Genomic DNA, 14,037 nt, shown 5'->3' with positions numbered 1-14,037 from the left:
CTTGTCACCTCCTTCAGTCTATTCTTCTTCAAATTGATTTTGATTAATTCGTTCTTCTTTAATTAAATCATACATACCTTTAGCGTTTTCTTTAGAAGCGTGTTCACTTAAACCCGTTACTTTAACTGTAACCAGCTTTTGTCCAAAACGAATAACCAGTTCATCTTCTACTTTAACATCTGTCCCAGCTTTGGCTACATTACCATTTACAGTAATACGACCTTGGTCACTTATTTCTTTCGCCAAAGTACGACGCTTAACGAGTCGTGATACTTTTAAATATTTATCTAATCTCATGAATCTTTCTCCCCTTGTTGCAAATAGTTTCTAAGGGTTTCTTCATCAAAATCCCTATTTTTGGTTTTATCATACAATGCCATGAAGTGGTCTGCAAATACTTTCTCAAATTTAACGCGTGGTGATTTACCTTCTTTACTCTTAGCTGTCTGCCAAATGTCATTTAAATCTTCTATGGATTCTGCATTTTCATCACCGAAAATGTGTGGATGACGACGAATCATCTTAGCACTGAGACTCTCAATAATTTCTTGGATGTCCATATAACCTTCTTTTTTACCAATACTAGCATGCAAGAGCACTTGCAGTAAGATGTCACCTAATTCTTCTATCATGTGCCAATCATCTGCATTATCTATCGCTTCAAACAATTCGAAGCTCTCTTCTAATAAATAACGTTTAAGAGAGTCGTGTGTTTGAACACGATCCCATGGGCAACCTGTTTCATCATCTACTAAACGGTCTATCACTTCTACTGCATAGTCAAAATTCTGATACAGTGCTTCATCATTTGTCACTTTCGGTACATATACACTCGTTAAATTATTAAAAACATTCTCATGATGATCAAGCTCAAATAGTGGCACCTCCAGTACATTAGCCCCTGTACTGTGCGCGCCAGTCACGATTTTTACTAAGAAGTCATCTGGATAATGTTCCATTAAAGTGATTTTAATATCTGCTGCAATCATAGCACTGTATACTTGCGTAATAAGTGTATGCGTACGTACATTGAGTAACTGTTCTGTTAAAGCAGTTCCGTCCAATAAAGTAAAACCATCATTAGGATCTTGATCGATTGCTGCAAAGATATCATCGATAAAACTTTTACCACCTAGCATTTTAACGTCTACGTCTTTATGATGTGCGTGATAATCAAGCAACTTGGCTGTCGTCGTTTCAGCTACTCGCGGATGTCCAGGCACGGCATAGACCACGTCTTGTGCTTGCGCTTTTTCTATTAAAAAGTCGACGATTTGTTGATAAACCGAATCAAAATCTTCGTTTTCTTCATAGACTGTATCAAAGCTTTCAAATTTGAGTTCATCTTGTAATTGATTGATTACAGGATGTTCAAGTGTACGTGTATAAACAAGCGGTTGTTGTATTAAGAAACGATATATACCAAGTGGCAATTCATCTAAACCGTAGTTACCTAAACCAACAATTGTAATTGTATGTGTCATTAATGTCGTCCTTTCTTAATATGATAAAGCTTATCGCCAAATGGCAAATGCTTTAATTCTCTATAACTTAAAATATTCATGTATATCACGAGTAGCAATAATACGGCAACGCCTAGGATTGCTACAATAACCAACATTACAAGTCCACCGATACGTCCTACTACAGGTAACAATTCCATAATGATTTGAATAACGATTGTCATGACGGCTAATGCAGTAATCATTTTCAAAATGAAAGGTTTCATTCGATTAAAGTGATACTGTTTAAGCACCTCTCTATGCAATATGACTCCAAAGCAAGCGAGTGACATAACCGTACTTATACTCGCGCCAACAATGCCATACTGCGAAATCAACAGCACGTTCAGTATAGCTTTCACAACTAAGCCAACCATTACTCCAATCAATATCGGGCGAATACAATTAAGTACTTGTAGCAATGCAATATCCATCATAATGAGTGACACACATATAACAGTTAACATATAAAATCCAAGTGTGAAACTTAAGCTATTCGTCTTAAAGAAGACCGCGTTCATCATAGGCAATAAATTAATTAATCCTATACCTGCTGCTGAACTAATTAGAATCGTAATCTTAAGCGATGCGTTAGCATAACGATTCATTTTTACTTGATTTTGTTGTTCAATCGCCTCAGTCAATAATGGTATGAGCACAAAGCTAAATGTGGTTGTAACAATTAACCCCATTTGTATAAATGAAGCACCACGATCATATATTCCTTTTTGCATGATTGCTTCTTTAAAATGCAAACCATGTGATTGTAACGTATGAATAATGGTAAAACTATCTACAAATTGCCATAATATAACCAATAACTGGCTCAATGCAAAAACAAGCGTAGCCATAAGTAAGTCTTTCCAAGGTATATGCACCGATATGTTCTGCATTTTGAAGGCGAAAGGTTTCATCACTATTAAAAAGAGACTTGAACCTAAGAATCCAAGCGCAGAAGCCAAAATCGCAATCGTACCCGCTTGATATATGGACCAATCTCTTATCATAAATAAAACAATCGCTACAATAATAAATCCAACACGAATCATTTGTTCAATTACCTGGGAAATAGCAGGTATGTTCATTCGTCTTTGACTTTGATAATAGCCACGACACACGCCTAGTATGCCGATGAACAGATAACTTAAGCTCGCCATTCTTAACATTGGCGCAAGTCTTGAATCTCCCATTAACACAGCCACTGGATTCGCTAATAATAAGAGCAGTATAAATATCACGATTCCAATCATTTGGAATCGTAACAGTACTTTGGAGAACGAAGCAGCTTGTCCACTAATACCAAACGTTTGCGTAACCGCACTCGGAATAGCATTCATAGACAAAATCATACCTAGTGCCACAATGGGATAAACTTGTTGATACGCATATAAGCCTGTATCACCGAGCACATTTTGATAAGGTACTCGGTAAATTGCACTTAATACTTTGACGATGACGAGCGCAAGGGTTAGAATCACAACACCATTAAATGCTGTGTGTCTAGAAGGTTTACTGTGTGTCAATTCATTCGTAGACTCAGATGACAACGATTGTGTCGATTTAGACTCTGATAGCTTCTTAATCTTCATCTTCAATAGCCATACTTCCTTCAAGGCATTTCACAAGGAATTTCAAGTTATCTAACCATTGCTTAGATTTTGTAAGTGTGACATGCATACGGTTCTCTTTAACACCAAGTTTCATCGCACGTCCTAAAGGTTGTGTTTGTTTAAACAATACTTCACCATTGATTTGTTCTGTTGCTTTCGCTGATAAAGACACTTCAATTTGCTTACCTTTATCCTTAATTAAAGTTACACCAGCATGTAGTGCATGTATTTTAATTTCCACCATTTCAAGCAAACGTTCAACTTCTACTGGGTAATCATTGAAGCGATCGATTAACTCATCTTTAATATCAAATAATTGTTCTTCCGTTTCAACTTTGCGTAGTTTTTTATAAATTTCAATTTTAGCTTGCTCATTTTGAATATATTCTGCTGGTAAATAAGCATCTAAGTTTAATTCCATTTCTACTTCTGGTGCATCTGGCTCTTCTTCTTTGATGCCACGTTTTTCGTTAACCGCTTCTTCTAACATTTGTGAATACAAGTCGAATCCGACAGAGTCGATAAAGCCATGTTGTTGTTTACCAAGTAAGTTCCCGGCACCACGAATATTTAAATCACGCATCGCAATTTTGAACCCTGAACCTAGTTCAGTAAATTCTTTAATCGCTTGTAATCTTTCTTCTGCTGTTTCAGTTAACACTTTATTTGCGGCGTGTAAGAAGTAGGCATAGCCGATACGACTTGAGCGTCCTACACGACCGCGCAATTGATACAATTGGCTTAATCCAAAGCGATCTGCTTCTTCAATGATTAGAGTATTCGCGTTAGGTACATCTACACCTGTCTCAATAATCGTTGTAGTCACTAAAATATCAAATTCACCATTAATAAAGCTTAGCATTGTTTCTTCAAGATCACGTTCTGTCATCTGACCATGTGCAACGGCAATATTAGCATCCGGCATTAACATCTGTAATTGTTCACGCTTTTCATAAATGGATTGCACTCTGTTATATAAATAGAATACCTGTCCGTCACGCGATAATTCACGTTCTAAAGCTTCTTTTATAAAATTACTGTTTTGTTCTAACACATAAGTTTGTACAGGAAAACGATTCTCTGGAGGTGTTTCAATGACTGATAAATCACGTACACCAAGCATACTCATATGCAATGTTCTTGGGATTGGTGTTGCAGTTAAGGTTAACACATCAACATTGATCTTCATTGTCTTAATACGTTCTTTATGACGTACACCAAAGCGTTGTTCTTCATCGACTATTAATAAGCCCAAGTCTTTATAATGAATATCTTTGCCTAACAATTTATGTGTTCCAACTACAATATCCACATATCCTGATTTAAGTCCTTCTTTTGTTTCTTTGACTTCTTTAGTTGAACGGAATCGACTAATCAATTCAATTTGCACCGGAAAATCTTGCATTCGTTCAATTAATGTTTCATAGTGTTGTTGCGCTAAAATCGTTGTAGGAACAAGAAATGCAACCTGTTTACCTTCCATCACTGCTTTGAAAGCAGCTCGAACAGCAACTTCTGTCTTACCATATCCTACGTCACCGCATAATAGACGATCCATTGGACGCTCGCGTTCCATATCACCTTTGATTTCGTCAATCGACTTCGCTTGGTCTGGCGTCAATTCGTATGGGAAGTCCATTTCAAACGCACTTTGCTCAGCAGTGTCTTCACCGTATTGGTACCCTACTGACATTTCACGTTCTTTATACAATGCGATTAATTCATCTGCAATATCTTCAACACTTTGTTGAACTTTAGCCTTTGTTTTCTTCCATTCTGAACCACCAAGTTTGTTTAGTTTAGGGGATTTATCTTCGGAAGCAACATATTTTTGCACTTGGTCCATTTGATCAACTGGTACAAACAGTTGGTCTGTGCCTTTATATTGTAATTTAATATAATCTCGGTGAACATCGCCAACTTCTAGTGTTTCAACACCTAAGTAACGACCTACCCCATGATGCACATGTACAACATAGTCACCCACATTAAGGTCTTGATATGACTTGATTTTTTCAGCATTTGATAACGTCTTAGTGCGTTTACGTTGTTTCTTTTGCTTAGTCTTGAACAATTCGCGCTCAGTTATGACAACGAGTTGCATATAGGGTAATTCGAAGCCTTCTGATAGACTGCCTTCTGTAACAATGACTTGTCCAGATTTAATGTCATTATGAACATTTGTAACAGTTGGTATATGCATCTCATTCAACATTGATTGGATACGTTCAACTTTCGTTTCCGTTTCTACAAACACTACAATGTTGTAGTCATTATGCACATAACGTTGGAATTCTGAACGCATGATATCATATTGCCCGTAGAATTGTTGCACTGGTTTACATGAAAATTTAATAATATGTTGCAACTGAACAGGCATTGTCGATGTAAATAAAGTGAAATAGGTTACTGGATAATCTTTTAGCAATGATTCAAAACCATCATATTGCATAAATGATTGCCCCATAAAACCATTTCCACTTTCTATTAAGTTCTGAATAAAGTCGTCCACTTCAGTTGTTAATGTCTTTTCAGTTTCTTTAATACGGTTATATTCATCCGTTACAATGATGGCATCTTCTGCAAAATAGTCAATTAGTGTTGAAGGCTGGTCATACATAAATGCCACCAAACGACGTAATAATTGATGATCAAAGAACGTCGTTTCAAACAATTTGAAACTTTCGTAAGTCTCTTTCAAATCATTACGGACAGATTTATCAATTTTGGGGCGTGTTGTTTCATATGCAGCCTTTAATTCAGTTTGTAAGTGTTGAATGACGTCATCTGTAATAATGTAATCACTTGCCGTCGTAATCGCAACTTCTTCAATATTGTCATTTGAACGTTGCGTTTCAACATCAAAGTCGCGGATGGAATCAACTTCAGTATCAAACAATTCGATTCGAATAGGTTGACCTATGAGTGGATAAATGTCGATAATACCGCCACGTAATGAGAACTCACCAATGTGTGATACGACACTTTCACGACGATACCCCATATTCACTAATTTGTTTAAGAATTCATCAACGTCGATGTCTTCGCCTACTTTGAGTGTGAGTTGATGATCTTTCCATAAATCAGATGGTGTAAGCCACTTTTTCAATCCATTTAAAGGAACGATAAATAACCCTTCCTTATTATGAGCTAATGCAGTTAGTGTACGTACACGTTCACTCATAAGTTGAGGGCTTTGCGTTGAGAACTCTTCAGTCATAATATCTTGTACAGGATATTTATACACTTCAGAATGATCGACATATTGTAAAATATCAGTTTCTAATTTATCCGCTTGATATAAGTTGTTTGTAATTAACAACATTTGTTTTTGATCTTTTAAATACTTTTCAGCAATAATCGTTGCTTTTGCTGAGGGAGAAAGGCCAGTGACAAGTATATTCTGTTGGCCGAAGACGTCATCAAGTTCTTGGAAACGTTTATCATTTTGAATATACTCTGAAATAATAGGTCTCAATTGACTTCTCCGTTATATTGATTCATTACATGATCAAAGCGTGAACTTTCAATAAATGCTTCTACTGCATGTGCTGAATGTTCAATCACTTTATCCATAATGATCATTTCTTCTTTTGAGAATTTCTGTAATACATAATCAGGTACTGACATACCGTTTGTTGGTCTCCCTACACCAATACGAATACGTTTAAATTGATCTGTACCTAAATGTTTAATTATAGACTTCATACCATTGTGTCCTCCAGCGCTACCTTTTTGGCGCAAGCGGATTTGACCTTGAGATAAATCTAAATCATCATATAAGACAATTAAATCTTCTACTTCAACATTGTAATAATCCATTAATGGCCCAACTGCCTCACCTGAAAGATTCATCATCGTCATTGGTTCAATAAATAGGACCTTTTCGCCATTTAGACGTTCAATAGTATAAGCACCTTTAAATTTTTGTTTATCTAATGAGAAATGATGTTTCTCTAAAATAAAATCGATGACTTCAAATCCGATATTGTGTCTTGTTAACTCAAATCGCTTACCTATATTTCCAAGACCCACAATACATTTCATACGATGTTACCTCCATTGTGTTTCATTTATAATGATATCTATCAACTGAATAGAATTGTGCATATATCAATTATTCCTTATTCTATAACATTCCCTATAATAACACAAAAAAGGGGCAGAACAGAATTCTTAACGAATCCATGATTCCACCCCCGCAAGGATAATTAGAGTTGCGCACACCTGATATAGGTGCCTAATCAACTCATTTAGCTACTGCGATTTAGCATTGTAGCCTTATATTATGTTTTATCCTAAATGATTAAAGATAACATTCAACGAATTATTCTTCGTCTTTGTTTTCTTCGTCATCTTCTTTGTCTTCACCAACTACTTCAGGTTCTTCAGTTGCTGATTCACCTTCCATAGCTTCAACTTCTTCTTCAGTAGGTTCATCAGTTGGAGGAACTACTGTTACAACAGATTCTTCTGGGTCATTTTCAATTGTGAAATCACCAGAAACTTTAATATCTGCAACTGAGTAGCTATCATTAACTTCTAATTCAGTAATGTCTACTTCAATTGATTCAGGGATATTTTCTGGAGTTGCTGTAATTTGTAAGTCGAATAATGGTTGTTCAACTACGCCGCCTTCTTTAGCGCCAACAGCTTCACCTACTAAGTGAACTGGTACGTCAACAGTACGTTCTTCAGTCATGTTGATTGCTAAGAAGTCGATGTGCGTAATTTGGTTTTTAAGTGGGTCGAATTGATAATCAGACACCATAACTTTAATTGTTTTAGAACCAACGCCTAAATCGATAACTCCGTTACGTCCTACTTCACGGATGATTTTGATGAATTCAACTTCATCAACTTTAACTGAAGTATTTTTAGTACCATAACCATAAACTACTGCAGGTACTTTACCTGTGTTACGTAATTTTTTAAGGTCAGAACGCGTTTGTTTACCTTGACGGATGATTGACTTTAATGAAGCCATTCGTATTTCCACCTTTCATTTTCAAGTCTAGATACTTATTATCGTGAGAATCTTAAGTTCTGGACTTCCCTTCACTTACCCATCAACTTTATAAGTTGCTTGCAAGTGTTTATTAGTTCGTAAAACCACGAACGAATGTATTATACACGCTTAAAATATATAAGTCAAACGCATTTGTAAACTTTAGTCAAATAATACACTGACTGATTCACGTTCATAAACGCGGATAATTGCTTGTGCTAATAAACCAGCAACGGATAATTCTTTTGTATTTGATGGCTTACGAGAGTCATCAAGTAAGATTGAGTTTGTAACGATTAATTCTTTAATTGCTGAATTTTCAATACGTTCTTTTGCAGGGCCTGATAACACTGGGTGTGTACAACATGCATAAACATCTTTAGCACCTTTATCTTTAAGCGCTTGTGCAGCTAATGTAATTGTTCCCGCTGTATCAATAATATCATCAATAATAATCGCAGTACGTCCTTCAATTTCACCAACAATATTCATTACTTCTGCCACGTTTGGTTTAGGACGACGTTTATCAATAATTGCAATCGGAGTTTTTAAAATGTCGGCAAGTTTACGTGCACGTGTTACACCACCATGGTCAGGTGATACGACAACACATTCTTCTGGGTCAATGTTAGGGTCGTTTTCAAAATGTTGACCAATGATAGGTACACCCATTAAGTGGTCGATTGGAATATCAAAGAATCCTTGAATTTGTGGTGCATGTAGATCTAAAGCAATCATGCGATTAGCGCCAGCTGTTTCAATTAAGTTCGCTACTAATTTAGCTGTAATAGGTTCACGGCTACGTGCTTTTCTATCTTGTCGTGCATAGCCATAGTACGGAACCACAATATTGATGTTAGCTGCTGATGCACGTTTACATGCATCGATCATAATCAATAGCTCCATCAAGTGTAAATTAACCGGATTTGAAGTTGGTTGGATAATGAAGACATCACATCCACGAATACTTTCTTCAATATTGATTTGAATTTCTCCATCACTGAAGCGTTTTACAGAACATTTCCCTAATTCAATCCCTACTCGATCAGCTACTTCTTGTGCTAATGGCTCATTTCCTTTTAAAGAAAAAATCTTTAAAGATGAATTCTTGTATTCATTATTTAACATTTATAGTCCTCCAATTTTTAACTTAGACACTCTCATTATATAAAAAATCAATCGTTTTTACTATGTTCAACAAAAAATTGTAGAAAAGAGATACGAAATTTTAACAAAAACTTACTTTTTAAGATAGCCCTCTTTTGTGATTTGACGGGCACGCGCAAGTGCTAAACTTTCATTAGGTACGTTGTCCGTAATTGTAGATCCTGCAGCAATTAATACGCCATCACCTACAGTTACAGGTGCTACTAAGTTAGTATTACAACCAATAAATGCATCTTTACCAACAACCGTTTTGAATTTGTTTACACCATCATAATTTACAGTAATTGAACCACAACCAATATTCGTACGTTCACCGATTTCAGCATCTCCGATATAACTTAAATGAGATACTTTAGCACCATCTTTAAGGTCTGCTTTTTTCACTTCTACAAAGTTGCCGACTTTCACTTCTGAACCTAAGTTAGAACCCGGTCTTAATTGCGCAAATGGACCAACTTTTGTTTTATCACCTACAACAGCGTCATTAATCACTGATTGTTTGATATCAACATGTGCCCCAATACGACTATTGTTGATTTCAGAATATTGTCCAATAACAGTTTCTTCTCCAATTGTTGTGTCACCATTAATTCGCACACCAGGTTCAATAATTGCGTCCATACCAATCTTAACATCCGGACCAATAAATGTAGTTGTAGGGTCAATAATCGTTACACCATTTCTCATGTGCGCAATATTAATACGCTGTTGTAACGCTTTTTCAGCATTACTTAACATCACACGATCATTTACACCCATAATTTCATTAAAATCATCAGTATGATAGACTTCTGCAATACCTTCATCTTCTAAGATTAAAGCAATCACATCAGGCAAGTAATATTCTCCTTGCGCGTTGTCATTTTTAACTTCCGCTAATTTAGAAAAAAGCACTTGGTTATCGAATGCAAAAATACCTGAGCTAATTTCAGTTAATGCCTTTTCTTCTTTTGTCGCATCTTTTTCTTCAACGATACGTTGTAATCTGTGTGCCTCATCTCGAACAATACGACCGTAACCAAATGGAATTTGAGCAGTTGCTGATAATACTGTCGCTTGTGCATGCGTACTTTCATGATGCTCAATTAACTTCTGCAACGTATGTGCAGTGATAAGTGGTGTATCTCCACAAACAACTAATGTTGTGCCTTCCATATTTTCTAAATGCTCATTGGCCATCTTTACTGCGTGCGCTGTTCCCAATTGTTCTTCTTGATAACTATATAATGATTGATCTCCTAAAGTTGCTTTAACATCTTCAGCACCGTGACCAACGATTGTCACGATTTGGTTCACACCAGCATGCTTAACATTTGTTAACACATGTTCTACCATTGATTTCCCTGCAACTTCATGTAGTACTTTATATTTATTTGATTTCATTCTAGTACCTTTTCCAGCTGCTAATATTACCGCATTTCTTTGCATGAATGGTAACCCTCCAATAAATTTTACACTTCTAATTTATTATAATTTAACTCAAGTTCGAGTTTCAAGATTTAGAAGGTTTTATCATTTAGTCTATTTAAATTTTCAAAAATATGTATACACAACTTGAATACTTTAGCATACATTTCACAACTTAAAAAAGCAGGTTCAACACATTTAATGTTGAACCTGCTATGAATGTATGGTTTATTTAAGCTTCGTCTGAATCTTCTGATGAAGCGTTTTTATCTGGAATAACTTCATCTGTTTCGTCATATACTTTCATAACGGCATCTTGAATTTCTTGTCTCATATCAGAGTTAATTGGATGCGCGATATCACGGAATTCACCATCTGGTGTACGTTTACTTGGCATTGCAACGAAAAGACCTGAGTTTCCTTCAATTACACGTAAATCATGAATTACAAAAGCTTCATCTAATGTAATTGAAACAAGTGCTTTCATTCTGCCATCTGTTTGTATTTTTCTAAGTCTAACATCTGTCACTTTCATGTAGTGAGCCCCCCTAGTATATATATCTTTGTTTGTTAGAAGCTTGACAATTTTCTAATCAAGGAAATTATATTCCTTTTACTTTACCTACAACTTCAATTTCAACTTTAACGTCTTTAGGTAAGCGTGCAACTTCAACACAACTACGTGCTGGTTGATGTTCGCTGAAATAACTACCATATACTTCGTTTATTTGTTGAAATTCATTCATATCGGAGATAAAGATGGTTGCTTTCACAACTGAGTTTAAATCCGAACCAGCTTCTTCAAGTACTACAGACAAATTGTCTAGCACTTGTTTTGTTTGTTCTTTCACATCATCACTGACAATATTCCCTTCAGTATCTAATGGGATTTGTCCAGATGTAAATACTAAATTATTCACAACCATAGCATGTGAGTATGGTCCTAAAGCTTCTGGTGCTTTGTTAGTGTTAATCATTTTCATGATGTAAAAACTCCTTTTAAGAAAATTTAGACAAACTATTGCCAGGTTCTACTTTAAATTCCTGATTGTATTCATCTACATCAGATAATTTAACTAAAGAAGTATAATCCTCAATCAATCTTTGTTTAACTTCTTTTGATTCTACAAGTACAGATACCCCTTTAACGTGTGCCTTAAACTCATTCATCAGATTCATAACGCCATTAATTGAACCCCCTGCTCTCATAAAATCATCAACGACGAGTACATTAGAATTTTCGGCTAACGTACGTTTAGAAAGTACCATCGTTTCAATTTTACGAGAAGAGCCTGACACATAGTTAATCGATACAGTAGATCCCTCAGTAACTTTATTGTCTTTTCTAATTACTACTACAGGTAAATTTAATACGTTCGCTACCGCATTGGCAAGTGATATCCCTTTTGTAGCGATTGTCACAACCGCATCAAGGTCCTCTTCCATATAAATGCTAGCAATTAATTTGCCAACTTTATTAAGTAAAGAAGGGTTTCCGACTAAATCTGATAAGAACAGATAGCCACCCGGTAATAATCGTTCTTTCTCTTGAAGTAGCTCAATAATTTCATCAATAATCTCTGACGCCTCTTCTTTGCTCATCATCGGTTTATAGGTTACACCGCCACTAGCGCCTGCTGTCGTTATAACTGTACCTAATTTTTCTTTTTGGAAAGTATTTTTAATGATTTGAACATCTTCACTAATTGAAGATTTGGCTTGTTTGAATTTTTTCACAAAAAAAGTTAAAGGTACTAACTGATTTGGATGGTTCATTAAATACTGTGTCATAAAGACGATACGTTCACTTCTTTTATACCTCATTTGTTGTTCAACCCTTCTATCCTAATAATCTAACTAAATACACTTCATTACAGCAGCCATTTACAGCATTATATAATTTTTTCGCTTGGCTTTCTTTTTGTGCAAGTCCATATACGGTCGGTCCACTGCCACTCATAAGCGCGCCATCTGCACCACACTGCAACATATTATTCTTTATTTTTCGAATTTCAGGATGCATTGACATCGACACTGGTTCTAAACGATTCGATAAACTTTGGCACAACTGTTGATAATTACCATTAACAATCGCTTGTTCACACATTTCTGTATCAACATGATGTGTATCATCCAAATCCAACGCCTTGAATACATCTGGAGATGATATACCTAAATTAGGTTTCGCCAACACAACCCAAGCTGAAGGTGGCTTTTTTAAGAAGCGTATCTTCTCACCTCTACCTTTGCATACTGCAGTTCTGTTATAAATACAAAATGGAATGTCTGTCCCAATTTGAATACCCAACTCACTCAATTCATGAAGTGATTTATCTAAATTGAACAGACGATTAATGCCACGCATTGTAGCAGCTGCATCAGCCGATCCTCCTGCTAATCCGGCAGAAACAGGAATATCTTTATCTATAGTGATGGTTACACCTGCTTTTAAATCATACGTCTCCATCATTAATTGTGCTGCACGATAAGCTAAATTTTTATGATCATTTGGAACATAGTTATGTTCAATATCAACAACAATTTTTTTGTCTTTTCTTTTTTGAAAAGACAAGCGATCATTTAAATCAACAGTCGTCATAATCATCGCAATTTCATGATATCCGTCATTTCTTTTGAAAAGTGTATCGAGCGTCAAATTTATCTTGGCTGGTGCCGTTTCATATATCATTTTTCCGCCCTCTCTTCATCAATAGTAATAAGATGATTTTAACACAAAGACTAAAAATATTTGATAGATACATGACAAATTTATGTAAAATCTTAATAAAACAATCATTTTAATCTGCTAATATACGTTTTCTGATGAAATTCTATTATTTTGAAGTAAAATGATTAAGATTGGACACATTTTGTAGTCCACATTTTAAACAACCCTTATGATGCTACAAAAAAAGAGCGTTGAACTTAATAAGCCCAACACCCAATACATTTCAATTATAGAGTTGAAGTACACTAAACCACTCTATATTTATGTCTAAATTAGTGTGCAACTACTTCTTGATGATTATCTTCTTCAAATGAAACTTGTACGTTCTCTGTAAGAACATCCGTATATGTATACGAAACTCTTTCGAAATTATGCTTATCTTGGTCTAATTCAACAACAAATACTGAAGGATATGTTTCTTTTAACACACCACAACGTTCGATTGTTTTTTTACGACCACCGTTGGCTTTTAGTACAATACGATTTCCTAAGTGACAATCAATAGAATTTTTGATGTCCAAAATTGATTTTGGCATATTGCTCCACCTCGCTACAAGTTACATAATACCATATTTCGAGGTGTTTTGTCAAACAAAATTTAAATTTTATCAATGT

Annotated in this window: 13 protein-coding genes; all 13 read right to left on the bottom strand. The window is 35.5% G+C overall.

The genetic code is table 11. The features are described from left to right. Window positions 1-18: 18 nt before the first annotated feature. The 13 genes from KA828_RS01975 to veg all read right to left on the bottom strand — a co-directional run bounded on the left by KA828_RS01975 (window position 19) and on the right by veg (window position 13,958). Window positions 19-297 carry an RNA-binding S4 domain-containing protein gene (locus tag KA828_RS01975; RefSeq protein ID WP_037537011.1) on the bottom strand — a complete coding sequence of 93 codons (279 nt, stop codon included), beginning with the start codon at window positions 295-297 and terminating at the stop codon, window positions 19-21. Continuing rightward, the gene (locus KA828_RS01970) at window positions 294-1,484 is read right to left on the bottom strand and encodes a MazG nucleotide pyrophosphohydrolase domain-containing protein (protein WP_210125309.1); all 1,191 of its coding nucleotides are present in this window, start codon (window positions 1,482-1,484) and stop codon (window positions 294-296) included. The genes KA828_RS01975 and KA828_RS01970 overlap by 4 nt, the downstream gene beginning before the upstream one ends. Next, the gene (locus KA828_RS01965) at window positions 1,484-3,091 is read right to left on the bottom strand and encodes a polysaccharide biosynthesis protein (protein ID WP_210125313.1); all 1,608 of its coding nucleotides are present in this window, start codon (window positions 3,089-3,091) and stop codon (window positions 1,484-1,486) included. Before KA828_RS01965 ends, KA828_RS01970 begins: the two co-directional genes overlap by 1 nt. Further along, a complete protein-coding gene (gene mfd, locus KA828_RS01960) occupies window positions 3,081-6,590 on the bottom strand; it encodes a transcription-repair coupling factor (RefSeq protein ID WP_210125308.1) in 3,510 nt (1,169 codons plus the stop codon). Before mfd ends, KA828_RS01965 begins: the two co-directional genes overlap by 11 nt. After that, window positions 6,587-7,159 (bottom strand): aminoacyl-tRNA hydrolase, encoded by a 573-nt coding sequence (gene pth / locus KA828_RS01955; RefSeq protein WP_053031322.1) that lies wholly within the window; start codon window positions 7,157-7,159, stop codon window positions 6,587-6,589. The genes mfd and pth overlap by 4 nt, the downstream gene beginning before the upstream one ends. Before the next feature lie 280 nt (window positions 7,160-7,439). Further along, window positions 7,440-8,099, bottom strand: a complete 660-nt coding sequence (locus tag KA828_RS01950; RefSeq protein ID WP_053031321.1) for a 50S ribosomal protein L25/general stress protein Ctc — start codon at window positions 8,097-8,099, stop codon at window positions 7,440-7,442. Between the two features lie 183 nt (window positions 8,100-8,282). Then, window positions 8,283-9,248: a ribose-phosphate diphosphokinase gene (locus KA828_RS01945; protein WP_107630228.1), complete on the bottom strand. Its 966-nt coding sequence runs from the start codon at window positions 9,246-9,248 to the stop codon at window positions 8,283-8,285. A gap of 111 nt (window positions 9,249-9,359) precedes the next feature. Further along, window positions 9,360-10,715 (bottom strand): bifunctional UDP-N-acetylglucosamine diphosphorylase/glucosamine-1-phosphate N-acetyltransferase GlmU, encoded by a 1,356-nt coding sequence (gene glmU / locus KA828_RS01940; protein ID WP_210125307.1) that lies wholly within the window; start codon window positions 10,713-10,715, stop codon window positions 9,360-9,362. A 211-nt stretch (window positions 10,716-10,926) separates the two neighbouring features. Further along, a complete protein-coding gene (gene spoVG / locus KA828_RS01935; RefSeq protein ID WP_011276763.1) occupies window positions 10,927-11,229 on the bottom strand; it encodes a septation regulator SpoVG in 303 nt (100 codons plus the stop codon). A 67-nt stretch (window positions 11,230-11,296) separates the two neighbouring features. Beyond that, complete coding sequence (locus tag KA828_RS01930; protein ID WP_053031315.1) at window positions 11,297-11,677, bottom strand: RidA family protein; 381 nt, start codon at window positions 11,675-11,677, stop codon at window positions 11,297-11,299. Window positions 11,678-11,693: 16 nt separating this feature from the next. Continuing rightward, complete coding sequence (gene purR / locus KA828_RS01925; RefSeq protein ID WP_053031313.1) at window positions 11,694-12,518, bottom strand: pur operon repressor; 825 nt, start codon at window positions 12,516-12,518, stop codon at window positions 11,694-11,696. Window positions 12,519-12,534: 16 nt separating this feature from the next. Beyond that, the gene (ispE, locus tag KA828_RS01920; protein ID WP_053031311.1) at window positions 12,535-13,383 is read right to left on the bottom strand and encodes a 4-(cytidine 5'-diphospho)-2-C-methyl-D-erythritol kinase; all 849 of its coding nucleotides are present in this window, start codon (window positions 13,381-13,383) and stop codon (window positions 12,535-12,537) included. A 311-nt stretch (window positions 13,384-13,694) separates the two neighbouring features. After that, entirely contained in the window at window positions 13,695-13,958 is a 264-nt protein-coding gene (gene veg, locus KA828_RS01915) for a biofilm formation stimulator Veg (RefSeq protein ID WP_011276767.1), read from the bottom strand. Window positions 13,959-14,037: the final 79 nt, after the last annotated feature.

Origin of the sequence: Staphylococcus sp. GDY8P85P (assembly GCF_017892405.1) — a bacterium.
Taxonomy (GTDB): Bacteria; Bacillota; Bacilli; order Staphylococcales; family Staphylococcaceae; genus Staphylococcus; species Staphylococcus borealis.
The sequence above is the reverse complement of the archived record's forward strand: the minus strand, read 5'-3'. Positions and strand labels throughout refer to the sequence as shown.

Coding starts and splice junctions, on each gene's coding strand:
- KA828_RS01930 (WP_053031315.1), bottom strand. CDS start 11,677: ATGAAAATGATTAACACTAACAAAGCACCAGAAGCTTTAGGACCATAC.
- KA828_RS01970 (WP_210125309.1), bottom strand. CDS start 1,484: ATGACACATACAATTACAATTGTTGGTTTAGGTAACTACGGTTTAGAT.
- glmU (WP_210125307.1), bottom strand. CDS start 10,715: ATGCAAAGAAATGCGGTAATATTAGCAGCTGGAAAAGGTACTAGAATG.
- spoVG (WP_011276763.1), bottom strand. CDS start 11,229: ATGAAAGTGACAGATGTTAGACTTAGAAAAATACAAACAGATGGCAGA.
- ispE (WP_053031311.1), bottom strand. CDS start 13,383: ATGATATATGAAACGGCACCAGCCAAGATAAATTTGACGCTCGATACA.
- KA828_RS01975 (WP_037537011.1), bottom strand. CDS start 297: ATGAGATTAGATAAATATTTAAAAGTATCACGACTCGTTAAGCGTCGT.
- purR (WP_053031313.1), bottom strand. CDS start 12,518: ATGAGGTATAAAAGAAGTGAACGTATCGTCTTTATGACACAGTATTTA.
- KA828_RS01965 (WP_210125313.1), bottom strand. CDS start 3,091: ATGAAGATTAAGAAGCTATCAGAGTCTAAATCGACACAATCGTTGTCA.
- pth (WP_053031322.1), bottom strand. CDS start 7,159: ATGAAATGTATTGTGGGTCTTGGAAATATAGGTAAGCGATTTGAGTTA.
- veg (WP_011276767.1), bottom strand. CDS start 13,958: ATGCCAAAATCAATTTTGGACATCAAAAATTCTATTGATTGTCACTTA.
- KA828_RS01950 (WP_053031321.1), bottom strand. CDS start 8,099: ATGGCTTCATTAAAGTCAATCATCCGTCAAGGTAAACAAACGCGTTCT.
- KA828_RS01945 (WP_107630228.1), bottom strand. CDS start 9,248: ATGTTAAATAATGAATACAAGAATTCATCTTTAAAGATTTTTTCTTTA.